Below are 24,557 nucleotides of genomic sequence, written 5' to 3' on the forward strand. Positions count from 1 at the left end.
ACACATGATCAAACGCAATTTGCTGGTGATGGGTCTCGCTGTTCTGTTGAGTGCCTGCGGCTTCCAGCTGCGCGGTACCGGCACCAATCAGCTGACAATCACCGAGCTTGATCTCACCGCGCGTAACGCTTACGGCGATACTGTGCGCGAGCTGCGCCAGACGCTGGAAAACAGCGGCGTTAAAATCACCGCCAGCGCACCTTACAAACTGATACTGACCAACGAACAAGAATCCCAGCGAGCAGCCAGCTACGCCGGTACCGGTAACTCGGTCGAATATGAACTGACGAACGTACTTAACTACGAGATTCAGGGTAATAACAATCTGGCATTGCTCAACAACAAGCTAGAAGTGCACAAGATTTACCTGCAGGACCCGAGCAACATCACCGGTTCCGCCCAGGAAGCAGCAATGGCTCGCAAGGAAATGCGCCGCGATCTCGTGCAACAAATGGTCCTGCGTCTTGAGCAACTGACACCAGAACGCCTGGCCGATCTGCAAAAGGTCGCTGACCAGAAGGCCCGGGCCGAGGCCGCAGCCCTCGACGCTGCACGCAAGGCTCAAGAGGCAACCCCTCAACAGTCGCCACTCGAACTGCAAAACCAGTAAGGCATACGGGGCGCTCAGGCGCCCCGCTATCTATCAAGCCCCTATGAAACTCGCCCCCGCCCAACTCGCCAAACACCTGCAAGGCAGCCTTGCCCCGGTCTACATCGTCAGCGGCGATGACCCGCTGCTGTGCCAGGAAGCGGCCGATGCCATTCGCAGCGCTGCACGCCAGCAAGGTTTCGATGAGCGCCAGGTTTTCAGCGCCGACGCCAGTTTTGACTGGGGTTCGTTGTTGCAAGCGGGCGCCAGCATGTCGCTGTTTGCCGAAAAGCGTCTGCTGGAACTGCGCCTGCCTTCGGGCAAGCCCGGAGACAAAGGCGCAGCTGCCCTGATCGAATACTGCTCGCGCCCTGCCGAAGACACTTTATTGCTCGTCAGCCTGCCCAAGCTCGATGGCAGCGCACAGAAGACCAAATGGGGCAAAGCACTGATCGAGGGCCCACAAACCCAGTTCGTACAGATCTGGCCAGTGGATGCCAGTCAGTTGCCGCAATGGATTCGCCAGCGCTTGTCTCAGGCGGGCCTGTCCGCCAGCCAGGACGCAGTCGAACTGATTGCGGCACGGGTCGAAGGCAACCTGCTGGCAGCCGCGCAAGAAGTCGAAAAGCTCAAGCTGATGGCTGAAGAAGGCCAGATCACCGTCGAAACCGTACAGGCTGCAGTGGCTGACAGCGCGCGGTTTGATGTGTTTGGCCTGGTCGATGCCGTACTCAATGGCGAGGCAGCCCACGCCCTGCGCATGCTCGAAGGCCTGCGCGGTGAGGGTGTTGAGCCGCCGGTCATCTTGTGGGCACTGGCCCGCGAACTCCGGGTGCTGGCCAATATTGCGCTGCAATACAGCCAGGGCATCCCGCTGGACAAAGCCTTCAGCCAGGCCCGACCGCCCGTCTGGGACAAGCGCAAACCGTTGATGAGCAAAGCCCTGCAACGCTATTCAGCGCAACGCTGGGCACAACTGCTGATGGACGCGCAACGCATCGATGCACAAATCAAGGGGCAGGCAGGCGGGTCCGCCTGGAGCAGCCTGAGTCGATTAACACTGCTGATGTGTGGGCAACGACTGAATCTACCTGCGGAATAATCCTGCGGGAGCTGGCTTTGACGGTACTGGACAACGCAAAAAATCTGGCCGATGATTTGCGTCTGTTCAAACCAAGCGAGAGCAAATGCCATGAGCAAGCGCCCCAACAAGGCCAAATCCATCGTCGCCCAACCCTTGTTCCGCAGCCGCCAGGAACGCCCCGCCAAAGGCAAAGGCAGCTACCGCCGCGAAGCCTTCCAGTCGAGAGACCGGGAGGCTTTTTACTTTCTGGCTGCCTGACGGCGGGGATGATAAGGTCTGCATCTGTTTTGCATTACCTGGACCTGCGCATGCCCCTAAGTCATAAACGTGGTTGGCCGATGCGCCAACTGATCGCTGCTTCCAGCGTCATTCTTCTAGTCGCCTGCGCAGAAAAGCCCACCGCAGCCGATGCTCAGCCTCTGCCTGTCACACCCGCCGCTCCCGTGGCGACCCCTGGTGTGGCCATCGCCGACATGCCCGTCATTGCCCCCGCCCAAAGCTTCAGCGAGTGGCAAGCCAACTTCCGCGAGCAGGCACTCAAGGCCGGGATCCGCCCCGAGGTGTTCGATAACGCCTTTAGCGGCCTCACCCCCGACATGAGCGTGATCAAGGCCGACCGCAGCCAGCCCGAGTTCAGCCGTCCGGTGTGGGAATACCTCGATGGCGCGCTATCGCCGTTGCGCGTGCGTAATGGCCAGCGCCTGCTGGAACAAAACGCCGAACTGCTGAGCCAGATCGAGCAGCGTTATGGCGTTGATCGCCAGGCCCTGGTGTCGGTATGGGGCATGGAAAGCAACTTCGGTACGTTCCAGGGCAATAAGTCAGTGATTCGCTCACTGGCCACCCTGGCCTACGAAGGTCGCCGTCCGGAATTTGCGCAGAGCCAACTGATCGCCGCACTGAAGATCATCCAGGAAGGCGATGTAACCCCCGACAAGATGCTCGGCTCCTGGGCCGGCGCCATGGGCCAGACCCAGTTCATTCCGACCACCTATGAAACCCACGCAGTGGATTTCGATGGTGACGGCCGTCGGGATATCTGGAACAGCTCGGCGGATGCCCTGGCATCGACTGCCCACTATTTGCAGAGCTCCGGCTGGAAGCAAGGCCAGCCCTGGGGTTTTGAAGTCAGACTGCCCGCCGGTTTCGACTATGCACTGGCTGATGGCGCGATCAGAAAAAGCGTCGGCGAATGGCAGAAACTGGGCGTTTCACTGACAGGCAGCGCCACCTTGCCTGCCGGCTCCGAACAGCTGAGTGCCACCCTGCTACTGCCTGCCGGTTACCGGGGCCCGGCCTTCCTGGTGCTGGATAACTTCCGCGCCATTCTGCGCTACAACAATTCATCGTCCTATGCACTGGCCGTGGGCCTGTTGTCCGAGCGCTTCAACGGCGGCGGGGTTATTTTGGGCGAGTGGCCAAAAGATGAGCGACCGCTGAGCCGTTCCGAGCGTGTCGAGCTGCAAACCCTGCTCAGCCAGCGCAACTACGATGCCGGCAATGCCGATGGCATCATTGGTGCCAACACCCGCAAAGCAATCCGCAGCGCACAGCAAGCCCTGGGCTGGCCGGCAGACGGCTACCCGAGTCACAAGTTGCTGGAGAGTTTGCGCCAGTAGGTGCGAAGGGGTAAGGGTCAGGTTACAACTGGCTGTTCGAGCACCAACTGCTGTTGGTCCGCATCCAGCCTGACCTGAGCCCCCAGTGGCAATGTCAGGTTTGGATTGCAATGCCCGCTGCGCCAGCCAGCCAGTACCGGTATGCCCAAAGGCCCCAGCTCCTGCTGGAGCAGCCGGTGCAGCGCCACGCTATCAACCCCGGCGAAATCCCCCACCAGAACACCACGCAGCCGATTCAGCTTACCTGCCAGACGCAAGTGCGTAAGCAGGCGATCGACCCGGTACAGAGGCTCGTTGACGTCTTCGATAAACAGAATGATGCCTTCATCGTCCAGCTCAAACGCTGAACCGATGGTGGCGCAGATCATCGACAGGTTGCCGCCCAGCAAGCGGCCGCTGGCACTGCCCGGGGCCAGGGTGGTCAGGGCAAAGGCTGGCGGATGCTCCAGGACGGGCGATTGCTGCCCGCTCAACATCTGCCATAAACCGGACTCGGTCGGCTCCAGCTTGTTACCCAGCAAATCGGCGTTCAGCATTGCCCCGTGAAAGGTCACGAAGCCTGCATAACGGGTGATCGCCAGATGCAGCGCGGTGATGTCGCTGTACCCCACAAAAGGCTTGGGGTTGCGGCGCAGCAACGCAAAATCGATACCTGCCAGCAGGCGCGGGCTGCCATAGCCACCGCGCAAACAGAAAATGGCATCAACACTTTCATCCGCAAACGCATCGTGCAAATCACGCAAGCGAACAGCGTCTGAACCTGCAAGATAGCCATCCTTTTCCCACACCCCCGGCAATACCCGAAGCTGATAGCCGCGTGCGGCCATCCATTGGGTGGCGAGTTCGAGATCCAGTTCGGCGGGACCTGCCGGGGCGATCAGGGCGATCACCCCGCCAGCGGGAAGCGCGGGCACCGCGCTGTGGGCCTTGTAAGACACCTGCGCGGTGAGCCGGCTATTCATGGAGTCAGGCGCCTACCAACATGGTCTTGACCAGCTTGGCCTGTTCGTCGGCGTGGTACGACGAACGTACCAGAGGGCCCGACGCCACGTTTTTGAAGCCCATTTTGTAGCCTTCTTCGGCAAACCAGGCGAATACGTCCGGGTGCACGAAACGCTGTACCGGCAAGTGGCTGCGCGACGGTTGCAGGTACTGGCCCAGGGTCAGCATGTCGATGTCGTGTTCGCGCATGCGCTTCATCACTTCAATGACTTCTTCGTCCGTCTCGCCCAGACCCAGCATCAGGCCGGATTTGGTCGGGATGTGCGGCATCATTTGCTTGAAGCGCTGCAGCAAGGTCAGCGACCACTGATAGTCAGAACCCGGACGTGCAGCCTTGTACAGGCGCGGCACGGTTTCGAGGTTATGGTTGAACACATCAGGCGGCTCGGCAGCAGTGATTTCCAGTGCCACATCCATTCGGCCACGGTAATCGGGCACCAGGGTCTCGAGCAGCACGTTTGGCGACAACTTGCGGATTTCGCGGATGCAGTCGGCAAAGTGCTGGGCACCGCCATCACGCAGGTCGTCACGGTCTACCGAGGTGATCACCACGTACTTCAAGCCCAGGTCAGCGATGGCAATCGCCAGGCTTTGCGGTTCATTCACGTCCAGCGGCTTCGGCCGGCCGTGGCCAACGTCGCAGAACGGGCAGCGACGGGTGCAGATGTCACCCATGATCATGAAGGTCGCGGTACCACCCGAGAAGCATTCGCCCAGGTTCGGGCAGGATGCTTCTTCGCACACGCTGTGCAGCTTGTGCTTGCGCAGCAGCGCCTTGATGCGGTCGACCTCCGGCGAGACCGGGATGCGCACGCGAATCCAGTCCGGTTTCTTCGGCAGCTCGGTGGTCGGAATGATTTTTACCGGGATACGCGCAACCTTCTCGGCACCGCGCAATTTAACGCCGGTCTCGACCTTGGAACGGGCCTCGTTCGCACGGGCCACACGTTCTGAGATATCCAGCGTAGGGATCAGGGTTTGAACAGCGTCTTGCGCAGTAGTCATATCAATCAATTCCGCCCGTAAGGGTCGTCTGCTCAGCATAGTCGAGGTGTTTGACGAGCTGCGTACGCAGCCGGGCACCTACCTCGGCAAATTCAATCGGCCCTGCATGGTCACGCAACTGGGTCATCGCCAGCCCCGCATAGCCACAGGGGTTAATCCGTCGAAACGGTTCCAGGTCCATGTCCACATTCAGTGCCAGGCCGTGGAAAGAGCAGCCATTGCGAATTCGCAGGCCCAGGGAGGCGATTTTAGCCCCCTCAACATACACCCCTGGCGCATCAGGTTTGGCTGCGGCGGTCACGCCGTAGCTGGCGAGCAGGTCGATCAGGCAATGCTCGATCCGGGTAACCAGATCACGTACGCCAAAACCGAGGCGCCGTACGTCGAGCATCAGGTATGCGACCAGCTGCCCGGGACCGTGGTAGGTCACCTGGCCACCGCGGTCGGACTTGACCACCGGGATATCCCCCGGCAGCAGCAGATGTTCGGCCTTGCCTGCCTGCCCCTGGGTAAATACCGGCGGATGCTGCACCAGCCAGACTTCGTCCGCCGTGTGCTTGTCGCGACCGTCGGTAAAGTGCTTCATCGCCAGCCAGGTGGACTCATAGTCGGCCACACCCAGCTCGCGAATACCCAGCACCTGCGACATCAAAGCACCATGTGCACGAAGCCGGTGGCTCGCAGTTCGCTGTTGATGTTGTACAGCTGGTCCTGATCGGTCGCAACGATGTGCAACTGGATCGTGGTGTACTTGCCATTGGTGCTCTGGCGCTCGTCAACACGATCATCGTTTACCGTCGCGTGCTTTTTCACGATATCGATGATCTTGTCCTTATTGCCCACACCCGTGTCGCTGATCACCTTAACCGGATAATCAACGTTCGGAAATTCGATCTTTGGCGCCTTTACTTCGGTATCGGTCATGGCGTATCGGCCTCGTAAGCCCAGAACTACATACGTGCCCCGCGCAGGGTAAGCGCGGGGTCATACAGGTGAGTGCAATCAGTTGAACAAGCCGTAAAAGAATAGACGGATGCTGTCCCATACGCGTCGGAAAATACCACCTTCCTCGACAGGCTCAAGTGCAATCAGGTCAGCGCTGTGCACGACCTTGTCGTCAAGTTTGACTTCAACCTTGCCGATCACGTCGCCTTTGGCAATAGGCGCCATCAGCTGAGGATTCATGGTCATGCTTGCAGCCAGCTTTTTCAATTGGCCTTTAGGCAGGGTCAGGGTCAAATCTTCAGCCAGACCGGCTTTGACCTGATTGGTGGTGCCTTTCCAGACAGGAGCCTGAGCCAGTTCAACACCCTTCTGGTAGAAGGTCTGGGTTTCGAAGAAACGGAAACCGTAGGTCAGCAGCTTCTGGGTTTCAGCAGCACGTGCCGCTTCGCTGTTGGTACCGAATACCACAGCAATCAGACGCATGCCATCGCGAACAGCCGAAGACACCATGCAGTAGCCGGCTTCGTCGGTGTGACCGGTTTTCAGACCATCAACGGTCTTGTCGCGCCACAGCAACAGGTTGCGGTTAGGCTGCTTGATACCGTTCCAGAAGAACTCTTTCTGCGAGTAGATCGCGTAGTGAGTCGGATCTTCGTGGATGATCGCGCGTGCCAGCAACGACATGTCGTGGGCAGACGAATAGTGATCCGGGTTCGGCAGGCCGGTCGGGTTCATGAAGTGGCTGTTGGTCATGCCCAACTCACCGGCGGTCTTGTTCATCATGTCGGCGAACGCATCTTCGCTGCCGGCAATGTGCTCGGCCAGGGCTACGCTGGCATCGTTACCCGACTGGATGATGATCCCGTGCAGCAGGTCGCTGACCGAAACCTGGGTACCTACCTTGATGAACATCCGCGAACCACCGGTGCGCCAGGCGTTCTCGCTGACAGTTACCGGATCGTTCTCGCCGATCTGGCCGCGACGGATTTCCAGGGTCGCGATGTAAGCGGTCATCAGCTTGGTCAGGCTGGCCGGCGGCAGACGCTGGTCGCCGTTGTTTTCAACCAGCACGTTACCGCTGTTGGCATCCATCAGGACATAGGCCTTGGCAGCCAGTTGTGGCGGCGACGGCATCATCTCGACTGCCCAGGCAGCCGGGGTGATGATCAGCGGGACAAGCAGGCACAGGCGTTTGGCAAAGGTGGTGATGTTCATCCGTCTCTCGAAATTGTTAATGGAAACTTACCCTCGCGGGCAAAACTGTTCTGACAGCCGTTTGACTGGCTGTCGCGTATTCAGTTGCAAACCTGCCCCTCGAAGGGCTTTTGTTCTTGGCCCTTGCAACTGCGTTTGCGCCCCCAGGCCTGGAGGCACAACGCTTTAACCGGTGTTACTGATCGGTCACAACGCTCGGCTGGCCCAAATTGGCCAGTCGCACGCTGTTTTGTGTCTGCTGCACTTCATTTACCGAGGCAATCGGCCCCATGCGAACGCGGTGCAAGGTTTGTTGATTACGCACAACCGAGCTGATGAACACGGGAGCGCTGACCATGCCACTGAGTTTGGAACGAAGCAACTCGGCGGCATCCGGATTGGCAAAAGCGCCAACCTGCAAATACGTGCCCTGGCCTTTGACCATCGGATTGACCGGCACGACATCGGCGGCATGCTGCTGGGCTGGCGGCGTCCATTGCTCGACCTTGCCGGTCGTCACTGTCGGGGCGGTGTTCTGGGCCACTTTCGGCTCATTGAGCATCAATGGCGCCGGGCGCCCACGTTGCGCCCACCAGGCTTGCGGGTCAATGCCTTCAACCTTGACCCGTGCGGTGCCGGTTTCGGCATAGCCCAGTTTCTTGGCGGCTGCGTAGGACAGGTCGATGATGCGGTCCGAATAAAACGGGCCACGGTCGTTGACCCGCAATACCACGGCCTTGCCGTTATCCAGGTTGGTTACCTTGACATAGCTGGGCAGTGGCAGGGTCTTGTGCGCCGCGCTCATGCCGTACAGGTCATAAACCTCGCCATTGGCGGTGTTCTGGCCATGGAACTTGGTGCCGTACCAGGACGCCGTGCCCGAGGCCACGTAGGTCTTGGACTCTTGCATCGGGAAGTAGGTCTTGCCCAGCACCGAGTACGGCGCGGCCTTGTAAGGACCGGAGTGCAGGGTCGGCGTCGCGTCCGGGATGCGCGAAACATCGACGTCCCACCACGGCGCACCGTCCTTGTGGGCACGGTTGATGTCCAGCCCCGGTTTGGAAACAACGGCCGTCGGCTTTTGCGGGCTGTTCGGACGACTGCTGGTGCAGCTCACCACCAGCAGCGCAATAGCGGCGCAGGTTGCGAGTTTAAGAGGTGTGCGGATTGCTAGAAACGGCATTACTTGTTGCCCCGTGCTTGAACCAGCAAGTCGGACAGTTGATGCACTGCCATGGCGTACATCACGCTGCGGTTATAGCGCGTGATCGCATAAAAATTCTTCAGGCCCATCCAGTATTCAGGGCCATTGACGCCTTCAAGACGGAACGCCGTGACCGGCAGGTCGTCCGGCAGCGCATCATGACCCGACCAGCCCAGCGCTCGCAACTCCCCGACGGTTTTGACCGGTTCGATGCCCTGGGTCAAGCCTTCATCTGCCCTGTCGCCCTGTACGTCGGCACGCACCACCACCGGTTCACCGGCCACCCAGCCGTGACGCTTGAAGTAACTGGCAACACTGCCGATGGCGTCGTCCGGATTGCTCCAGATATTAATGTGGCCATCGCCGTCGAAGTCCACTGCGTAGGCACGAAAGCTGCTCGGCATGAACTGCGGCAACCCCATGGCCCCGGCATAAGAGCCCTTAAGGCTCAGCGGATCGACTTGTTCTTCGCGGGTCAGCAGCAGAAATTCACGCAACTCCTTGCGGAAAAACTCGGCGCGCGGCGGGTAGTCAAAACCCAGGGTCGACAGCGCATCAATCACCCGATAGCTACCGGTGTTGCGCCCGTAAAAGGTTTCGACACCGATAATCGACACAATGACCTGGGCCGGAACCCCATACTCCTTTTCGGCACGGGCCAGCACGGCTTCGTGCTCGCGCCAGAAATCCACACCCCGTGCCACACGGGCGTCAGAGATAAAGATCGGGCGGTATTCCTTCCACTGTTTGACCCGCTCGGCCGGACGCGAGATCGCATCGAGGATGCTTTGCTTGCGCTCGGCATCACGGAACACGGCCATCAGCTGCTCGCCGGCAAACCCGTAATCGCGAGTCATTTCACCGACAAACTCAGCCACCTGGGGCGAGCCTTCATAGTCGCCGGCCACCGCGCCCTGCGCTGCCCCGAACAGACCCAGCAGGCCCATCCAGGACGCGTATCGAGCGGCCCAGCCACGCATTACTTGCATTGAATTCTTCACCTTAATCAAACTTGTGCGATCCACTTGCGATGAGTGTGGATCGACATCAAAACCCCAAACGCTGACAGCAGCGTCACGAGCGAAGTTCCGCCGTAACTAATGAACGGCAATGGCACGCCCACCACCGGTAACAGGCCACTGACCATACCGATGTTGACGAAAACATAAACAAAAAACGTCATGGTCAGGCTGCCCGCCAGCAATTTGCCGAACAGCGTCTGCGCCTGGGCGGTAATCACCAGGCCCCGACCAATCAACAACAGGTAGATCAACAACAGTGCACAGATACCCACCAGACCGAACTCCTCCCCCATCACCGCAATGATGAAGTCGGTGTGACTCTCAGGCAGAAAATCCAGGTGCGACTGGGTTCCCAGCAGCCAGCCCTTGCCGAAGACCCCGCCCGAACCGATGGCAGCCTTGGACTGGATAATGTTCCAGCCCGTGCCCAGCGGATCGCTCTCAGGATCGAGAAAGGTCAGGATTCGCTGCTTCTGGTAGTCATGCATGATGAAAAACCACATGGCAATTGCCACCGGCACGGCCGCCGCCAACACGCTGATAATCCAACGCCAGCGCAAGCCACCCATAAACAGCACGAACGCGCCGCCCGCCAGAACCAGCAGCGCGGTGCCGAGGTCGGGCTGACGCACGATCAGACCAAAGGGAATGCCGATCAGCAGCAAACTGACTGCCACGTGTTTGAGTTGTGGCGGTAGCGTGCGTTTGGACAGATACCAGGCGATGGTCGCCGGCATCAGAATCTTCATGAACTCCGAGGGCTGGAAGCGAATGACCCCCGGTATGTTGATCCAGCGCGTAGCGCCCATGGCGTTGTGGCCCATGACATCCACCACCACCAGCAGCATCACCCCGACCAGGTAGCCCACCGGCACCCAGCGCGCCATGAAGCGGGGTTCGAGCTGGGCGATGATAAACATCGACACCAGGCCGATGCCGAAGGATGTTGCCTGTTTGCTCAGCAAGTCCCAGCTTTTACCGCTGGCCGAATAGAGTACAAACAGACTGCCCGCAGCCAGGGTCAGGAGCAGAATCAGCAGCGGACCATCGATATGCAAACGCTGCAGCAGCGTGGCACGTCGACGCATCACGTCCTCACTGGAGAGGATGCGGTCAAAATTACTAATCATTGGCCGTAACCTCTGCCTTTAAAGGGCTGGCGTATTCGGGTTTGAGCTTGCCGTCAGCATCCAGCAACCAGGCATCCATGACCTTACGCACCACCGGCGAGGCAACCCGACTGCCCGCCTCACCGTTTTCAATCATGACCGAGACGGTAATTTGCGGGTTGTTGGCCGGGGCAAAGCCGACAAACAAGGCGTGGTCACGGTGACGTTCCTGAACCTTGGAGCGGTCGTACTTCTCACCCTGCTTGATCGCCACGACCTGCGCCGTACCACTCTTGCCGGCAATCAGGTATTGCGCCCCGACGCCTGCTACCCGCGCAGTGCCGCGGGCACCGTGCACCACTTGCTGCATGCCGTGACTGACCTTGGCCCAGCTGGAAGGGTCGCGAAGAATGATATCGGGCATCGGGTTAGGATCGACCGGCGCCACGCCCTCAATGGTTTTGGCCAGGTGCGGGCGAATCCACTTGCCCTTGCTGGCAATCAGCGCAGTCGCCTGCGCCAGCTGTAGAGGCGTGGACTGCATATAACCCTGACCAATCCCCAGAATCAGGGTCTCGCCCGGGAACCAGGCCTGACGCCGGGTCGCGCGCTTCCACTCCCGGGACGGCATCAGGCCAGCCGACTCTTCGAACATGTCGAGGGAGACTTTTTGGCCGATACCGAACTGGTTCATGTAGGTCGACAGACGATCGATGCCCAGCTTGTGGGCCAGATCATAGAAATAGGTGTCGTTGGACCGCATGATCGCGGTGTCCAGGTCGACATAGCCATCACCGGTGCGGTTCCAGTTACGGTACTTGTGATCGTAATTGGGCAACTGGTAATAGCCCGGATCGTAGACCCGGGTCGAAGCATTGATCACGCCACTGTCCAGACCGGCAATCGCTACTGCCGGCTTGATGGTCGAGCCCGGCGGGTACAGGCCGCGCAAGATGCGGTTGAACAGCGGGCGGTCAATCGAATCGCGCAACTCGGCATAGGCCTTGAAGCTGATGCCGGTGACAAACAGGTTGGGGTCAAAGCTTGGCTGACTGACCATGGCCAGCACTTCACCGGTCATCGGATTCAGGGCAACTACCGCCCCGCGCCGACCGGCCAGTGCTTCTTCGGCCGCCTCTTGCAGCTTGATATCGAGGCTGAGCACGATGTCTTTGCCGGGAATCGGGTCGGTGCGCTTTAACACCCGCAATACCCTACCCCGGGCGTTGGTTTCAACTTCTTCGTAACCCACCTGACCGTGCAGCTCGGCTTCATAGAAGCGTTCGATACCGGTTTTGCCGATGTGATGGGTGCCGCTGTAATTGACCGGATCGAGGGTTTTAAGCTCTTTCTCGTTGATCCGCCCCATGTAACCCACCGAGTGCGCAAAGTGCGCGCCTTGCGGGTAATGCCGTACCAGCTGCGCAACCACCTCAACCCCGGGCAGGCGGAACTGGTTCACGGCAATCCGGGCGATCTGCTCTTCGTTCAGCTCAAACAGAATGGGCACTGGCTCAAACGGCCGGCGCCCCTGCTTCATGCGTTTTTCAAACAACGCACGATCTTCCGGCGTGAGCTGCAGGACTTCAACGATAACGTCGAGCACCTGCTGCGAATCGCCCGAACGCTCACGGGTCATGGTCAGGCTGAAACTGGGACGGTTGTCCGCGATCACTACGCCATTGCGGTCAAAGATCAGGCCGCGGGTCGGTGGAATCGGCTGCACATGCACCCGGTTGTTTTCCGACAGGGTCGAGTGGTACTCGTACTGCACCACCTGCAGAAAATACAGGCGTGCAAGCAGGACGCAAATCAGTACCACCACCGCAATTGCGCCGACCACGACTCGTCCGCGCACCAGGCGTGCGTCTTTCTCGTGGTCTTTGAGGCGTATCGGCTGAGACATTCGGGACGCTGACTATTTGTGATAAGGGTGCCCGGACAACACTGTCCAGGCGCGATACAACTGTTCACCAATCAGAATCCGTACTAACGGGTGCGGCAACGTCAAGGGCGACAACGACCAGCGCTGATCGGCGCGCGCGCAAACTTCAGGCGCCAACCCTTCGGGGCCGCCGACCATGAAGTTCACCGTGCGCGAGTCCAGGCGCCAGCGGTCGAGCTCAACCGCCAGCTGCTCGGTGCTCCACGGCTTGCCGTGGACTTCCAACGTAACGATTCGCTCCCCCGGGCCGACCTTGGCCAGCATGGCCTCGCCTTCCTGACGGATGAAACGAGCCACGTCAGCATTCTTGCCGCGGGTATTGAGCGGTATTTCTACCAGTTCAAGCGCCAGCTCGGATGGCAGACGCTTGGCATATTCATGCCAACCCTCTTCCACCCACTTGGGCATACGCGAACCGACAGCGATCAGACGCAAGCGCACAACGAACCCTTATTCCTGGTCTTTGTTGAGCTTGATGAAGTGCTCGTGGGTGTTTTCCGGGCTGTGGTGAGCAGCGTTCAGGGCACGGCTCTGTTCTGCGCCAGACCACAGGCGTTCCAGGTCGTAGAACTGACGGGCACTGGCAGTCATCATGTGCACGATCACGTCGTCCATATCCAGCAGGACCCAGTCGCTGTCGCCCTTGCCTTCTTCGCCCAATGGCTTCACGCCCAGCGCTTTGACGGCCTCACGAACCTTGTCCAGCATCGCGCCGATCTGACGGTTCGAAGTACCGGTAGCGATGATCATGAAATCGGTGATGCTGTGCTTGTCACGCACGTCGATGATCTGGATGTCCTGACCTTTAACGTCTTCCAGAGCGGCAACGGCTACTTCAACCAGTTTTTCGCCCTTGAGTGGCTCACCGGTGAATTTTTCAACTGGCAGCGGAGCGCTTTTGGCTTTGCCTGTGCGCTTTACTTTGCTTACGTCTTTGTTCGTCATATAAAAACTCGTTTTGCTCATGTGTTCGGGCGTTTCAATACACGTTGAATCGTGCCTTGAAACGCGCCTTTTCAGTTCGACGCACGGTAAAGTCCGTGCGCATCGATGTAGGCCAGGACCGCGTCGGGCACCAGATAACGTACCGACTTACCGCTGGCCAGCAGTTGACGGATCTGGGTGGCGGATACCGCGAGCGGCGTCTGCCAGACGAATGCAATCTGTCCGCCAGGCCCCTTCAGGGCCAGCGGGTCGCTCACCGAGCGCGCTGCCAGCAGGTTGCGCAAGGCATCCGGCGGTTCGCTGTCGGCATCCGGGCGCTGTAGCACCAGGATATGGCAATGCTGGAGTAAATCCTCCCAGCGGTGCCACGTAGGCAGGCCGCAAAAAGCGTCCCAGCCCAGCAGTAAAAACAACTGGTCATCAGCGGCCAGCTCGGCCCGCATCAGTTCCAGGGTATCAATGGTGTAGGACGGCGTGTCCCGTTGCAGCTCCCGGGAATCCACTACCAGCGTAGCTACTCCAGCGACAGCACACTCAACCATCGCCAAACGGTCGAGCGCCGACACCTGGGGCGTATCGCGATGTGGCGGCCTGGCGTTGGGAGTCAGACGCAACTCATCGAGCTGCATCATTTCGGCCACTTCCAGGCCACCGCGCAAATGCCCGATGTGCACCGGATCGAAGGTGCCACCCAGAACGCCAATGCGCAGGGGTAACAGGCCGATGGCCGGGGCCACCACTAACGGACTGAGGTCAACCAAGTCAGACCGGCTCCTGGCCGCGCAGCTGACCGTCACCGACCACAATGTACTTCTCGCAGGTCAGACCTTCGAGACCCACCGGGCCGCGGGCGTGCAGCTTATCAGTAGAAATGCCAATCTCCGCACCCAATCCGTACTCAAATCCATCGGCGAAGCAGGTCGGGGTGTTGAGCATCACTGAACTGGAGTCGACTTCGGCCATAAAACGCCGGGCGTCGCCCTGATGTTCGGTGACGATCGAGTCGGTGTGATGGGAGCCGTAGTGATTGATGTGCTCAATTGCCTGGTCCAGACCGTCGACGATCAGGATCGACAAAATCGCATCCAGATACTCGGTGCTCCAGTCATCTTCGGTGGCCGGCAGCACGTCGATCAACGCCCGGGTACGTTCGCAACCGCGCAGCTCGACGCCCTTGGTGCGGAACTGTTCGGCCATTGCCGGCAAAAACTGCGCAGCGACGGTCTGATCCACCAGCAGGGTTTCCATCGCCCCGCAGATCCCGTAACGGTAGGTCTTGGCGTTGAACGCGATGCGCTGGGCCTTGGCCAGATCAGCGCGGGCACTGACATAGACATGGCAAATGCCGTCAAGGTGCTTGATGACCGGCACCTTGGCATCACGGCTGACCCGTTCGATCAGGCCTTTGCCGCCACGGGGCACAATCACGTCCACGTACTCGGGCATAGTGATCAGCGCGCCGACCGCAGCCCGGTCGGTGGTTTCAACCACCTGTACCACTGCCGGCGGCAGTCCGGCCTCGGCCAGACCTCGCTGGATGCAGATGGCTATCGCACGGTTGGAGTGAATCGCCTCGGAGCCGCCACGCAGAATGGTGGCATTGCCCGACTTGAGACACAGGCTGGCGGCATCGATGGTCACGTTCGGACGCGACTCGTAGATGATTCCGACTACTCCCAGCGGCACGCGCATCTTGCCCACCTGGATACCCGAGGGGCGATAGCTCATGTCACGAATGGCCCCGACGGGGTCCGGCAAGCTTGCCACCTGACGCAAACCGACAATCATGCTGTCGATTCGGGCAGGGGTCAGCGCCAGGCGCTCCAGCATGGCTGGCTCAAGGCCATTGGCCCGGCCGGCGGCCAGGTCCAGTTCGTTGGCCGCAACCAGCTCCGAACGGGCCGCATCCAGGGCGTCGGCAGCGCCGTGCAGGGCACGGTTTTTCTGCGCCGTGCTGGCGCGACCGATCACGCGGGAGGCTTCGCGAGCAGCGCGACCCAGGCGGGTCATGTAGTCAAGAACGGACTCAGTCATGGTCTCAAGGGTCTTGGCAGGGAGGAAAGCGGCCGATTATAGCTGTCGCGCCGTCTCACGCACAGCGGTGACAGGCGGATGGTCGAAATCGGCCGTAAATACACAGTGTTCAGCCCCGATTAAGCATCCCTTGCTATGATTGGCGACTTTTTAGCCATCTGCTGACCGCCCTGAAGATGCCAATCACGTTGCCCGATACTTTTTTCAATCGCGACGCCCAGCTGCTCGCTCGCGAACTGTTGGGAAAAGTCATTCGTCACCGGGTTGACGGTTTGTGGCTTAGCGCGCGGATCATCGAAACCGAAGCCTATTACTGCGCAGACAAGGGCAGCCACGCGTCCCTGGGCTACACCGAAAAGCGCAAGGCGCTGTTTTTCGATGGTGGCCACATCTATATGTACTACGCACGGGGCGGCGACTCGCTGAACTTCAGTGCCCAGGGCCCCGGCAACGCGGTACTGATCAAGTCGGCCTACCCCTGGCAGGACCCGTTGTCCGGCCCGGCCAGCCTGGCCCGGATGCGACTCAACAACCCTGACACCCAGGGTCGGCCACGCCCGGACCAGAAACTCTGCGCGGGGCAAACCCTGCTGTGCAAAGCACTGGGGCTGAAAGTACCTGACTGGGATGCAAAATGTTTCGATCCCGAACGTTTACGGGTCGATGACGTCTCAGAGGTGCCGTCGCAGATCATTCAAACCACCCGCCTGGGCATACCCCATGGCCGGGACGAGCATTTGCTGTACCGATTTGTCGATGCCGACTACACCGCGTACTGCACCCGCAACCCACTGCGCCGCGGCCAGGTTGAGGGGCGCGACTATATAGTGTTGGAAAACCCGCCCCCTCTGTAGGAGCAAGCTGTTCAACACAGCAACGCAGAGCTCGCATCTGCAGACGATTGAAACAACGATTAAAAAGGAAGTTTTAGCATGGGCCCATGGCTCGATAGCATGACCGGCTGGTTAACGGCCAACCCGCAATGGCTGGGCCTTGCCGTATTTTTAGTGACGTTCTTTGAATGCCTGGCGATCATCGGCTTTATCATTCCGGGCACCATATTGCTGTTCGCGATCGCCGTTCTGGCAGGCAATGGCGCGATGTCACTGGGTGAAACATTGTTGCTGGGGCTGCTCGGAGGTCTGACCGGAGACGTTGTGTCCTACGTCCTGGGCAGACGTTTCCACCAAAACATCCGGCGCCTGCCCTTGCTGCGCCACCATCCTGAATGGATAAACCGCGCCGAAGGCTATTTTCAACGCTACGGGATTGCCAGCCTGCTGGTCGGACGCTTCATCGGCCCGCTGCGTCCTATGCTGCCCATGGTGGCAGGCATGTGCGACATGCCGGTCCCGCGCTTCATCATTGTCAGCCTGCTGGCCGGGGCTGGCTGGTCGGTGGCCTATCTGCTGCCGGGCTGGGCAACAGGGGCCGCGATTCGCCTGCCGTTGCCTGAAGGGTTCTGGCCGCAAGCAGCCATCGTCGCCGCGGGCCTGGCTGCACTGCTGGGGCTGAGCATCAATGCCAGCATCCGCCGCCAACCCAAAGCCACGTTATTGATCGGCGCCCTGGGTCTGGCGCTGCTGATCGCGGTGTTCGCGGGCTATCCGTACATGGGCGCTTTTGACCGTGGCATCAGTGCGCTGCTGCAGGAGCATCGCAGCAGCGCGATGGATCTCGGCGCCGTGCTGGTCACGCAAATAGGCAACTTCCACACCCAGTTTGTGGCCGCGGCGCTGCTCTGCGGATTGCTGCTGGTCACAAAACAGTGGCGGGCGATGATCTTTTTTGGCGGGGTGACGCTGTTTACGGCCCTGGCCAACACCGCCACCAAACACTTCTTTGCCCGCATGCGCCCCGAAGTGCTGGTGGATCCGCTGACCACCTACAGCATGCCCAGCGGCCATAGCTCCGGCTCATTTGCGTTTTTTATCGCCCTGGCGATTCTGGCCGGGCGCGAACAACCCCAGCGCATGCGCATTACCTGGGTCCTGCTGGGCTGCTTGCTGGCGATCAGCGTGGCGCTGTCGCGGGTGTATCTGGGGGCCCATTGGCCAACCGACATCATGGCCGGCGCCCTGCTCGCCATCCTGGTCAACGCTTTTGCCCTGGCGCTGAGCCAGCGCTACATGCCGCTGCAGCCGATACCGCAGAAGATCTGGTGGCTGATCCTGCCGGCAATCGTTGCTCTGTATGGCTTTTTCATGCTGCACGACTTGTCCCGCGAGTTGCTGCGCTACACCTATTGATGCAGCCCGACGCCTACATCAGGGTTTCGCCCAGCGCCTCGCTCTGCATCTCGTCGAGCAGCACCTGAATCCCGTCCAGACGCTGCTGCGGGTCATCGACCTGCAGCAGTTCGAGCTTGTCCTGTTCGGCAAAGGGCAGCAGGTAGGCCAACTGGTTTGCCAGTGCCTGCTGACCCGGCACTTCAGTGCTCATGTTCAACGCAGCCACCATCGGGTGTTCCGCCAGGGCTTTGAGCAATGCCAGCAGGTCCTGGTCTTCGTGCTCCAGCGGCTGTTCGGGAAGCTCGTCCAGCCAGTCGACCTCGGCCAGCAATAACTGATTGCCCTGAAGCTCGGTGCTCAACACCTCAAAGCGCCGTCCGCCCTCGACCCGTATCCCCAGCAGGCCGTTGTCCTGCTGCTGAAAATCGCGAATCAGCGCTTCACAGCCAATCCGGGCGATATCCTGGGGCGCCTCTCCTACCTCGCCGCCTTCCAGGATGCACACCACACCAAAACCCGTGCCTTGCTTCATGCAACGGGCAATCATGTCCAGATAGCGCGCCTCGAAAATCTGCAAGTCCAGCACGCAGCCCGGAAACAGCACGGTGTTCAATGGAAACAGCGGCAAGCTCATATATTTTTCCTTAGACAACCAGGGTTACAGCCAACGGCAGGAAAACCGCCGTACCTACGCCCATCAGACTCATGGCCAGCGCTGCAAAAGCGCCGCACTCCTCGCCTTCTTGCAACGCGACCGAGGTGCCCACCGCGTGTGCGGTCATGCCCAGCGCCATACCCCGGGCCTCAGGGCTATGCACCCGCAAAAGCCGCAACAGCCCGGGGCCGACTATCGCGCCGATTACTCCGGTAATCAGCACAAATACCGCCGCCAGGGGCGCAACACCGCCGATCTGTTCTGCGACCAGCATCGCAATCGGCGAAGTAACCGACTTCGGCGCCAGGGTCATCAGCATCATATGCTCGGCGCCAAACCACCAGCCCAGCAAAACCACCAGTCCGGTGGCCAGGACTCCGCCAATCACCAGCGTAGTAAAAATGGGCCAGAACAGTTGACGGATTCGCCGCAGATTCAGATACAGCGGCACCGCCAGCGCCACAGTGGCCGGGCCAAGCAGGATGCTGAGGATTTCCGTGCTTTTACGGTACTCGACATAACTCAGACCGCAACTGACCAGGACCCCGATCACCAGCAACATCGACGCCAACACCGGCTGCAGGAAAATCCAGCGGGTTTTTTCATAGGCCGCCAGCACCAGTTGATAAGCGCCCAGGGTAATCCCGATGCCAAACAGCGGGTGATGGATTACCGACGCCCAGGCGCCCTGCCACTCAAGGTTCATGGCCGCTCCCCGGGGTGACTGTGCCCCTTGAGCAAGCGCTGCATCAGCACACCGACAAACGCCATAGAGATCAGCAGTGACAGCACCAGGGCACCGGCAATGGCCCAAAAATCAGCCGCGATATCGGCGGCATACACCATGACTCCGACGGCAGGAGGGACGAGCAGCAGCGGCAGGTAGCGCAACAAACTGCTGGCCGCCTGGCTCAGGGGTTCGCCGACCTGGCCGCGCAGCAGCAAAAATACCAGCAGCAGCAACAGACCGATAATCGGGCCGGGCAACACGGGGACGAACAAGTGATTAAGGGCAGTACCGAGCAATTGAAACAGCACCAGCCACGTCAAGCCGCGTAACAACATCTCACTTCTCCAGCAAATATTTTTTGCGTCGCATTATAAGCACGTCCCCTCACAAGCCGGCATTGCCAAACCATGGCGATGGTCACGCAATTACCAGGATGTTTCATCCAGCCCTATAGAGCGGCTCTCCTTGCTACGGCATACTCGCAAGCCTAACTATCCGGATCCCGCTATGCGCCCACTTGCCCCCCTTGCTTTGACCCTGCTGTTGACGGCCTGCGGAGACGGCGAATCGCTGATGCCTCCCGACGCACGCCTGCCTGATGGCGGCCGCTATCGAGGCGAAGTGGTCAACGGGCTATTGCAAGGTCAGGGCCGTATCGACTACCCGAATGGCAGTTGGTATACCGGCGATTTCAAAAATGGCCTGTGGCACGGTCAGGGTGAATGGCACGCCAGCAACGGCGACGTCTATAGCGGTGGCTTCGAACAGGGCCAGTACAGCGGCCAGGGCAGCCTGACCACCCATGACAGCACCTATGTCGGCGGCTTCAAGCAGGGCCGGCGCGAGGGTGAGGGCACGCTCAAAGAAGGTGGCATGAGCTACCGCGGCGAGTTCAAGGACGATCAGTTCTCCGGCGTTGGCCATCTTGAACTTGAAGACGGCAGCCAGTACCAGGGGCAGTTCGCCCACGGCAAACCCAACGGCGAAGGCAAGCGCAGCGATGCCAGCGGCAATGAATTCAGCGGCCAGTTCGTCAATGGCGAGCTGGAAGGCAACGGCGTGTTCAACAGTGCCGATGGCGACCAGTACGAAGGCGCATTCAAACACAATCAACTGAACGGCAAAGGCCGCTATGAAAACGCTGACGGCGATGTCTGGATCGGCGAGTTCAAAGATGGCGCCCTGACCGGCAAGGGCGAGCTGATCGGCATTGATGGCTCGCACTATCGCGGCATGTTCAATGAGTGGCGGTTCAATGGCCCCGGCCACCTGAGCATGGCCGACGGCAGCAGCTATATCGGTGAATTTGCCGCGGACACCTATCAGGGGCATGGCACCCTGACCCTGGCCGATGGCACCGTCGAAAGCGGCTACTGGCTTAACGGACAACGGGTACGCGATGCCAATGGCAACCTGCTGCCCGACCCGCTGGAACTGGGCCTGCTCAATCAGGGAACGCTGCTCAAAGACGCTCTGGATGCAGTACCTGCGTCGACCCCCGACGTAGAGCTATACAGTCTGGTGCTGGCGGGCGACGGCAAGCAAAGTGTGTTCATGCGTGAAGCCGAATACGTCAACAACATGCTCGCCACCCGCTTCGGCAGCCACGGCCAGATCAACCTGGTGAACCATCGCGACCATCTGCTGGACCAGCCCATGGCCACCCGCGAAAACCTGCACCGCGCAGCCAAAACCCTGGCCGAGCGTACCGGCCCCGAAGACCTGGTGTTTATCTACCTCACCAGTCACGGCACCCAGGAGCATGAACTGGTGCTGGATCAACCGCGCCTGGAGCTGGCAGACCTGCCTGCCGACGAACTGGCCGCAGCCCTGGCTCCGCTGAAAAACCGGGACAAGATTATCGTGATTTCATCCTGCTACTCCGGCGGGTTTATCCCGGCGCTCAAAGATGACAAAACCCTGATCATGACCGCATCCCGGGCCGACCGCGTGTCTTTTGGCTGCTCGGAAGAAGCCGACTTCACTTACTTCGGCAATGCCCTGTTCGCTCAGGCGCTGAATCAGACCGACGACCTGGAAAAAGCTTTCAAACTGGCCAGGGGTTATATCGCCGAGCGCGAGCAGACTGACGGCTACGAGCCCTCCGAGCCGCAGATATGGGCGCCAAAAGGTGTCCTGGCGCACTGGCAACGCTTGCGCCAGCAACAGGCAAAACAGGCCTTGCAGTCACCTGAATGAACTGCAAGTCAGCTAACTAAGACTAAGCTGGATGTATCAAGGGAGAACCACGCATGTACTTGACGCCTCAGCACATCCTGCTTGCAGGAGCTACCGGTCTTACCGGCGAACATCTGCTTGACCGGTTGCTTAACGAACCCACCATCACCCGAGTACTTGCGCCCTCACGGCGACCACTGGCCAAACATCCGCACCTGGAAAATCCGGTGGGCGATCCGTCGGTGTTTCTGCCAGAGCTGAGCGGACAGGTCGATATCGCATTTTGCTGCCTGGGTACCACCATCAAGCAGGCGGGCTCGCAAGAAGCCTTCCGTGCGGTCGATCATGACATGGTCGTAGCCTTTGCCAAACGCGCACGGGAAATGGGGGCACGGCACCTGATAGTGCTCAGCGCGATAGGGGCCGATCCTAAATCGTCGGTGTTCTATAACCGGGTCAAAGGCGAGATGGAGCAATCATTGCGCGCCCAGGGCTGGCCGCAGCTGACCATTGCCCGCCCGTCGCTGCTGATCGGTGAGCGTACAGAACCGCGTTTGGCGGAGCAGCTGGCGGCGCCCCTGTCCAGACTGATCCCGGGCAAATACCACGGTATCGAGGCCTGCCAGCTGGCTCGTGCCCTATGGCGCCTGGCCCTGGAAGAGCAGGATGGGGTGCGGGTGGTCGAGTCCGATGAACTGAGAAGGCTGGGTAAATAATCCGCCCTGTGGTCGCTGCCAAAGGCTGCGAGCTTTATAAAACCGGGGGGGCGTAGTCCTGCGCAGCACAGAGCCAGCAGCCTTTGGCAGCGACTACAAACCACCGCTGGCCTGATAGCCCACACCCAGCACCGTCAACACCGACAAGGGCAACAGCAGCGTATCGAGCAATGCGCTGGCTGGCAGGTCCAGCCCCGGGTAGCGCGGGGCATCGGCACCAAAGCGGTCCATCGCACAGCACCCGCCCTGTAACGCGTACATGTCCAGTCGGGTGCCGGAATAGACAATCGGCGCCCCCGGTTTGGCCGCGTCCAGCGTGCGAACACTGGCGCAACCACAGACATGCATAGCCGCAAGCATCAGCAGCACAACCTTACTCATCGCCGCCCACATGGTGCTCGCCCCAGCGTGGCAGCATGTCTTGCGGGATATTGAGCAGGTTGAGAATTCGCGCCACCACAAAGTCCACCAGGTCATCGATGGTTTGTGGCTGGTGATAGAAGCCCGGCGAGGCGGGCAGTATCACCGCCCCCATGTTCGACAGCTTGAGCATATTCTCCAGATGGATGCTGGAATACGGCGCCTCTCGGGGCACCAGAATCAGCTGCCGGCGCTCTTTGAGCGTGACATCCGCAGCCCGCTCAACCAGGTTGTTGCAGGCGCCGGTGGCAATGGCCGACAGCGTCCCCGTAGAACAGGGCACCACCACCATGGCTGCCGGTGCCCCGGAGCCTGACGCCACCGGTGACATCCAGTCTTCCTTGCCGTAGACGCGAATCTGCCCGGCGGCAGCTCCTGTGTATTCGGTCAGAAAAGTCTGCATGGCCTGTGGCTTGGGCGGCAGGCTGACATCGGTTTCAGTGGCCATCACCAATTGCGCGGCCTTGGAAATCAGGAAATGCACCTCACGGTCTTCCCGCACCAGGCAATCGAGCAGGCGCAGCGCGTATTGCATGCCAGAGGCACCGGTTACCGCCAGGGTGATGCGTTCCGGGCCACTCATTGCAGGGCTTCCGCCAATTTGCCGTGCAGGCCGCCAAAGCCGCCGTTGCTCATGATCACCACCTGAGTACCGGGTTTGGCATGGCGCTTGACCTCGGCAATGATCGCCTCCAGCGAATCGCATACCAGAGTCGGCACAGGGCTTGAGGCCACCGTCGCCGCCAGATCCCAGCCCAGATTGGCCGGGGCATACCAGACCACGTGATCGGCCTGCACCACACTTTGCGGCAAGCCGTCGCGATGGGCGCCCAGTTTCATGGAGTTGGAGCGCGGCTCGATGACGGCAATCAGCGGCGCGTCGCCGATGCGTTTGCGCAGACCATCAAGGGTCGTGGCAATGGCAGTCGGGTGGTGGGCAAAGTCGTCGTAGATGGTGATGCCGTGAACTTCAGCGACTTTCTCCATCCGCCGTTTCACGCTTTTAAACGCGCTCAATCCGTCAATCGCCAGGCTTGGCACCACACCCACATGGCGTGCCGCCGCCAGGGTCGCCAGGGCATTGGCCACGTTGTGCTGGCCGGTCATGTCCCACTCGACGGTGCCTTGAACGCTGCCTTCAAACAACACTTCAAAGCGCGAACCGTCTTCGCTGAGCAGTTTGGCCTGCCATTGGCCGGCATCGCCTGTGGTTTGCACCGGGGTCCAGCAGCCCATCTCGATCACGCGCTGCAAGGCCGGCTCGGTGGTGGGATGAATCACCAGGCCTTCGCTCGGGATGGTGCGCACCAGGTGATGGAACTGGCGCTCAATGGCCGGCAAGTCCGGGAAGATGTCCGCGTGATCGAACTCAAGATTATTCAGGATCGCGGTGCGCGGACGGTAATGCACAAATTTTGAACGCTTGTCGAAGAAGGCGCTGTCGTACTCATCGGCCTCGACCACGAAGAACGGCGTATCACCCAGACGGGCCGACACCGCAAAGTTTTGCGGCACACCACCGATCAGGAAGCCCGGGGCCATGCCCGCATGCTCCAGAACCCAGGCCAGCATGCTGCTGGTGGTGGTTTTGCCATGGGTGCCGGCCACAGCCAGTACCCAGCGGCCTTGCAGCACGTGATCGGCCAGCCATTGCGGGCCCGATACGTAAGGCAGGCCTTTGTTCAGCACGTATTCGACGGCCGGGTTGCCACGGGACAGCGCGTTGCCGATCACCACCAGATCGGGTGCCGGGTCGAGCTGGGCCGGATCATAGCCCTGGGTCAACTCAATGCCTTGAGCTTGCAGCTGGGTACTCATTGGCGGATAGACGTTAGCGTCGGAACCGGTAACGTGATGACCCAGTTCTTTGGCCAGAACAGCCAGCGAACCCATGAAAGTGCCGCAAATACCAAGAATATGAATGTGCATA

The 24,557-nt window shown here is 60.1% G+C and carries 27 protein-coding genes; 8 read left to right on the forward strand and 19 right to left on the reverse strand.

The genetic code is table 11. The features are described 5' to 3' along the window. Positions 1–4: 4 nt before the first annotated feature. From lptE to EQV90_RS03740, 4 genes are all read left to right on the forward strand, one after another. Positions 5–610 carry an LPS assembly lipoprotein LptE gene (gene lptE / locus EQV90_RS03725; protein WP_240877761.1) on the forward strand — a complete coding sequence of 202 codons (606 nt, stop codon included), beginning with the start codon at positions 5–7 and terminating at the stop codon, positions 608–610. A 43-nt stretch (positions 611–653) separates the two neighbouring features. Further along, positions 654–1,691, forward strand: a complete 1,038-nt coding sequence (gene holA / locus EQV90_RS03730) for a DNA polymerase III subunit delta (RefSeq protein ID WP_003444164.1) — start codon at positions 654–656, stop codon at positions 1,689–1,691. Between the two features lie 90 nt (positions 1,692–1,781). Continuing rightward, on the forward strand, positions 1,782–1,931 hold the full coding sequence (gene arfA, locus EQV90_RS03735; protein WP_003444166.1) for an alternative ribosome rescue factor ArfA: 150 nt from the start codon (positions 1,782–1,784) through the stop codon (positions 1,929–1,931). Positions 1,932–1,981: 50 nt separating this feature from the next. Further along, positions 1,982–3,292 (forward strand): lytic murein transglycosylase, encoded by a 1,311-nt coding sequence (locus EQV90_RS03740; protein WP_003444168.1) that lies wholly within the window; start codon positions 1,982–1,984, stop codon positions 3,290–3,292. A 17-nt stretch (positions 3,293–3,309) separates the two neighbouring features. Here the strand turns inward: EQV90_RS03740 and EQV90_RS03745 are convergent, their stop codons facing one another. The 13 genes from EQV90_RS03745 to EQV90_RS03805 form a co-directional block, all read right to left on the reverse strand. Further along, complete coding sequence (locus EQV90_RS03745) at positions 3,310–4,254, reverse strand: LD-carboxypeptidase (RefSeq protein ID WP_010655475.1); 945 nt, start codon at positions 4,252–4,254, stop codon at positions 3,310–3,312. A gap of 4 nt (positions 4,255–4,258) precedes the next feature. Continuing rightward, positions 4,259–5,251, reverse strand: coding sequence for a lipoyl synthase (gene lipA / locus EQV90_RS03750; RefSeq protein ID WP_162232807.1), 993 nt, complete (start codon positions 5,249–5,251; stop codon positions 4,259–4,261). Positions 5,252–5,300: 49 nt separating this feature from the next. Beyond that, positions 5,301–5,948: a lipoyl(octanoyl) transferase LipB gene (gene lipB / locus EQV90_RS03755; protein WP_003444175.1), complete on the reverse strand. Its 648-nt coding sequence runs from the start codon at positions 5,946–5,948 to the stop codon at positions 5,301–5,303. Then, positions 5,948–6,223, reverse strand: a complete 276-nt coding sequence (locus EQV90_RS03760) for a DUF493 domain-containing protein (RefSeq protein ID WP_003444178.1) — start codon at positions 6,221–6,223, stop codon at positions 5,948–5,950. Before EQV90_RS03760 ends, lipB begins: the two co-directional genes overlap by 1 nt. Positions 6,224–6,301: 78 nt before the next feature. Further along, positions 6,302–7,459 carry a D-alanyl-D-alanine carboxypeptidase family protein gene (locus EQV90_RS03765; RefSeq protein WP_003444180.1) on the reverse strand — a complete coding sequence of 386 codons (1,158 nt, stop codon included), beginning with the start codon at positions 7,457–7,459 and terminating at the stop codon, positions 6,302–6,304. Positions 7,460–7,634: 175 nt separating this feature from the next. Beyond that, positions 7,635–8,621 (reverse strand): septal ring lytic transglycosylase RlpA family protein, encoded by a 987-nt coding sequence (locus EQV90_RS03770; RefSeq protein WP_160626705.1) that lies wholly within the window; start codon positions 8,619–8,621, stop codon positions 7,635–7,637. Further along, a complete protein-coding gene (mltB, locus tag EQV90_RS03775; RefSeq protein WP_177413000.1) occupies positions 8,621–9,643 on the reverse strand; it encodes a lytic murein transglycosylase B in 1,023 nt (340 codons plus the stop codon). Before mltB ends, EQV90_RS03770 begins: the two co-directional genes overlap by 1 nt. A 5-nt stretch (positions 9,644–9,648) precedes the next feature. Further along, entirely contained in the window at positions 9,649–10,752 is a 1,104-nt protein-coding gene (rodA, locus tag EQV90_RS03780) for a rod shape-determining protein RodA (RefSeq protein WP_165439601.1), read from the reverse strand. Between the two features lie 34 nt (positions 10,753–10,786). Beyond that, a complete protein-coding gene (gene mrdA, locus EQV90_RS03785) occupies positions 10,787–12,679 on the reverse strand; it encodes a penicillin-binding protein 2 (protein ID WP_003444190.1) in 1,893 nt (630 codons plus the stop codon). A 12-nt stretch (positions 12,680–12,691) separates the two neighbouring features. Further along, complete coding sequence (rlmH, locus tag EQV90_RS03790) at positions 12,692–13,159, reverse strand: 23S rRNA (pseudouridine(1915)-N(3))-methyltransferase RlmH (RefSeq protein WP_003444191.1); 468 nt, start codon at positions 13,157–13,159, stop codon at positions 12,692–12,694. 9 nt (positions 13,160–13,168) lie between these two features. Further along, entirely contained in the window at positions 13,169–13,663 is a 495-nt protein-coding gene (gene rsfS, locus EQV90_RS03795; protein WP_003444202.1) for a ribosome silencing factor, read from the reverse strand. 71 nt (positions 13,664–13,734) lie between these two features. Further along, the gene (nadD, locus tag EQV90_RS03800; protein ID WP_165878380.1) at positions 13,735–14,400 is read right to left on the reverse strand and encodes a nicotinate-nucleotide adenylyltransferase; all 666 of its coding nucleotides are present in this window, start codon (positions 14,398–14,400) and stop codon (positions 13,735–13,737) included. Positions 14,401–14,425: 25 nt separating this feature from the next. Beyond that, positions 14,426–15,697: a glutamate-5-semialdehyde dehydrogenase gene (locus tag EQV90_RS03805; RefSeq protein WP_003444207.1), complete on the reverse strand. Its 1,272-nt coding sequence runs from the start codon at positions 15,695–15,697 to the stop codon at positions 14,426–14,428. Positions 15,698–15,873: 176 nt separating this feature from the next. Here EQV90_RS03805 and EQV90_RS03810 point away from each other — a divergent pair, with 176 nt between their 5' ends. Together EQV90_RS03810 and EQV90_RS03815 are read left to right on the forward strand one after the other, a co-directional pair. After that, complete coding sequence (locus EQV90_RS03810; protein ID WP_127196873.1) at positions 15,874–16,551, forward strand: DNA-3-methyladenine glycosylase; 678 nt, start codon at positions 15,874–15,876, stop codon at positions 16,549–16,551. Positions 16,552–16,629: 78 nt separating this feature from the next. Then, positions 16,630–17,946 carry a bifunctional DedA family/phosphatase PAP2 family protein gene (locus tag EQV90_RS03815; RefSeq protein ID WP_060781719.1) on the forward strand — a complete coding sequence of 439 codons (1,317 nt, stop codon included), beginning with the start codon at positions 16,630–16,632 and terminating at the stop codon, positions 17,944–17,946. 13 nt (positions 17,947–17,959) lie between these two features. On the opposite strand, the gene EQV90_RS03820 is transcribed toward EQV90_RS03815, so the two are convergent. The 3 genes from EQV90_RS03820 to EQV90_RS03830 are packed head-to-tail and all read right to left on the reverse strand — an operon-like array spanning position 17,960 to position 19,648. After that, complete coding sequence (locus EQV90_RS03820) at positions 17,960–18,562, reverse strand: LON peptidase substrate-binding domain-containing protein (protein ID WP_003444214.1); 603 nt, start codon at positions 18,560–18,562, stop codon at positions 17,960–17,962. A gap of 10 nt (positions 18,563–18,572) precedes the next feature. Then, entirely contained in the window at positions 18,573–19,289 is a 717-nt protein-coding gene (locus EQV90_RS03825; RefSeq protein WP_003444217.1) for an LrgB family protein, read from the reverse strand. Then, positions 19,286–19,648: a CidA/LrgA family protein gene (locus EQV90_RS03830; RefSeq protein WP_003444223.1), complete on the reverse strand. Its 363-nt coding sequence runs from the start codon at positions 19,646–19,648 to the stop codon at positions 19,286–19,288. Before EQV90_RS03830 ends, EQV90_RS03825 begins: the two co-directional genes overlap by 4 nt. Positions 19,649–19,820: 172 nt before the next feature. On the opposite strand from EQV90_RS03830, the gene EQV90_RS03835 reads away from it, so the two are divergent. Both EQV90_RS03835 and EQV90_RS03840 read left to right on the forward strand, forming a co-directional pair. Next, positions 19,821–21,512 carry a C13 family peptidase gene (locus EQV90_RS03835; protein ID WP_240877762.1) on the forward strand — a complete coding sequence of 564 codons (1,692 nt, stop codon included), beginning with the start codon at positions 19,821–19,823 and terminating at the stop codon, positions 21,510–21,512. 53 nt (positions 21,513–21,565) lie between these two features. Beyond that, on the forward strand, positions 21,566–22,207 hold the full coding sequence (locus EQV90_RS03840) for an oxidoreductase (RefSeq protein ID WP_127196869.1): 642 nt from the start codon (positions 21,566–21,568) through the stop codon (positions 22,205–22,207). Positions 22,208–22,300: 93 nt separating this feature from the next. Here the strand turns inward: EQV90_RS03840 and EQV90_RS03845 are convergent, their stop codons facing one another. Genes EQV90_RS03845 through mpl form a run of 3 tightly spaced genes read right to left on the reverse strand, consistent with a single transcriptional unit; the run spans position 22,301 to position 24,556 of the window. Next, a complete protein-coding gene (locus EQV90_RS03845) occupies positions 22,301–22,588 on the reverse strand; it encodes a YceK/YidQ family lipoprotein (RefSeq protein WP_003444232.1) in 288 nt (95 codons plus the stop codon). Further along, positions 22,581–23,210, reverse strand: a complete 630-nt coding sequence (gene ubiX / locus EQV90_RS03850; protein WP_003444235.1) for a flavin prenyltransferase UbiX — start codon at positions 23,208–23,210, stop codon at positions 22,581–22,583. Before ubiX ends, EQV90_RS03845 begins: the two co-directional genes overlap by 8 nt. Next, positions 23,207–24,556, reverse strand: a complete 1,350-nt coding sequence (mpl, locus tag EQV90_RS03855; protein ID WP_003444238.1) for a UDP-N-acetylmuramate:L-alanyl-gamma-D-glutamyl-meso-diaminopimelate ligase — start codon at positions 24,554–24,556, stop codon at positions 23,207–23,209. The genes ubiX and mpl overlap by 4 nt, the downstream gene beginning before the upstream one ends. Position 24,557: the final 1 nt, after the last annotated feature.

It is taken from the genome of Pseudomonas sp. TMW22089 (genome assembly GCF_022496645.1).
GTDB classification, from domain to species: domain Bacteria; phylum Pseudomonadota; class Gammaproteobacteria; order Pseudomonadales; family Pseudomonadaceae; genus Aquipseudomonas; species Aquipseudomonas paraversuta.

Excerpts from the sequence above, each read along its gene's own strand:
- lptE (WP_240877761.1), top strand. The coding sequence starts at position 5 with ATGATCAAACGCAATTTGCTGGTGATGGGTCTCGCTGTTCTGTTGAGT.
- holA (WP_003444164.1), top strand. The coding sequence starts at position 654 with ATGAAACTCGCCCCCGCCCAACTCGCCAAACACCTGCAAGGCAGCCTT.
- arfA (WP_003444166.1), top strand. The coding sequence starts at position 1,782 with ATGAGCAAGCGCCCCAACAAGGCCAAATCCATCGTCGCCCAACCCTTG.
- EQV90_RS03740 (WP_003444168.1), top strand. The coding sequence starts at position 1,982 with ATGCCCCTAAGTCATAAACGTGGTTGGCCGATGCGCCAACTGATCGCT.
- EQV90_RS03745 (WP_010655475.1), bottom strand. The coding sequence starts at position 4,254 with ATGAATAGCCGGCTCACCGCGCAGGTGTCTTACAAGGCCCACAGCGCG.
- lipB (WP_003444175.1), bottom strand. The coding sequence starts at position 5,948 with ATGTCGCAGGTGCTGGGTATTCGCGAGCTGGGTGTGGCCGACTATGAG.
- EQV90_RS03760 (WP_003444178.1), bottom strand. The coding sequence starts at position 6,223 with ATGACCGATACCGAAGTAAAGGCGCCAAAGATCGAATTTCCGAACGTT.
- EQV90_RS03765 (WP_003444180.1), bottom strand. The coding sequence starts at position 7,459 with ATGAACATCACCACCTTTGCCAAACGCCTGTGCCTGCTTGTCCCGCTG.
- EQV90_RS03770 (WP_160626705.1), bottom strand. The coding sequence starts at position 8,621 with ATGCCGTTTCTAGCAATCCGCACACCTCTTAAACTCGCAACCTGCGCC.
- rodA (WP_165439601.1), bottom strand. The coding sequence starts at position 10,752 with ATGCGTCGACGTGCCACGCTGCTGCAGCGTTTGCATATCGATGGTCCG.
- mrdA (WP_003444190.1), bottom strand. The coding sequence starts at position 12,679 with ATGTCTCAGCCGATACGCCTCAAAGACCACGAGAAAGACGCACGCCTG.
- rsfS (WP_003444202.1), bottom strand. The coding sequence starts at position 13,663 with ATGACGAACAAAGACGTAAGCAAAGTAAAGCGCACAGGCAAAGCCAAA.
- EQV90_RS03805 (WP_003444207.1), bottom strand. The coding sequence starts at position 15,697 with ATGACTGAGTCCGTTCTTGACTACATGACCCGCCTGGGTCGCGCTGCT.
- EQV90_RS03810 (WP_127196873.1), top strand. The coding sequence starts at position 15,874 with ATGCCAATCACGTTGCCCGATACTTTTTTCAATCGCGACGCCCAGCTG.
- EQV90_RS03815 (WP_060781719.1), top strand. The coding sequence starts at position 16,630 with ATGGGCCCATGGCTCGATAGCATGACCGGCTGGTTAACGGCCAACCCG.
- EQV90_RS03820 (WP_003444214.1), bottom strand. The coding sequence starts at position 18,562 with ATGAGCTTGCCGCTGTTTCCATTGAACACCGTGCTGTTTCCGGGCTGC.
- EQV90_RS03825 (WP_003444217.1), bottom strand. The coding sequence starts at position 19,289 with ATGAACCTTGAGTGGCAGGGCGCCTGGGCGTCGGTAATCCATCACCCG.
- EQV90_RS03830 (WP_003444223.1), bottom strand. The coding sequence starts at position 19,648 with ATGTTGTTACGCGGCTTGACGTGGCTGGTGCTGTTTCAATTGCTCGGT.
- EQV90_RS03835 (WP_240877762.1), top strand. The coding sequence starts at position 19,821 with ATGCGCCCACTTGCCCCCCTTGCTTTGACCCTGCTGTTGACGGCCTGC.
- EQV90_RS03840 (WP_127196869.1), top strand. The coding sequence starts at position 21,566 with ATGTACTTGACGCCTCAGCACATCCTGCTTGCAGGAGCTACCGGTCTT.
- EQV90_RS03845 (WP_003444232.1), bottom strand. The coding sequence starts at position 22,588 with ATGAGTAAGGTTGTGCTGCTGATGCTTGCGGCTATGCATGTCTGTGGT.
- ubiX (WP_003444235.1), bottom strand. The coding sequence starts at position 23,210 with ATGAGTGGCCCGGAACGCATCACCCTGGCGGTAACCGGTGCCTCTGGC.
- mpl (WP_003444238.1), bottom strand. The coding sequence starts at position 24,556 with ATGCACATTCATATTCTTGGTATTTGCGGCACTTTCATGGGTTCGCTG.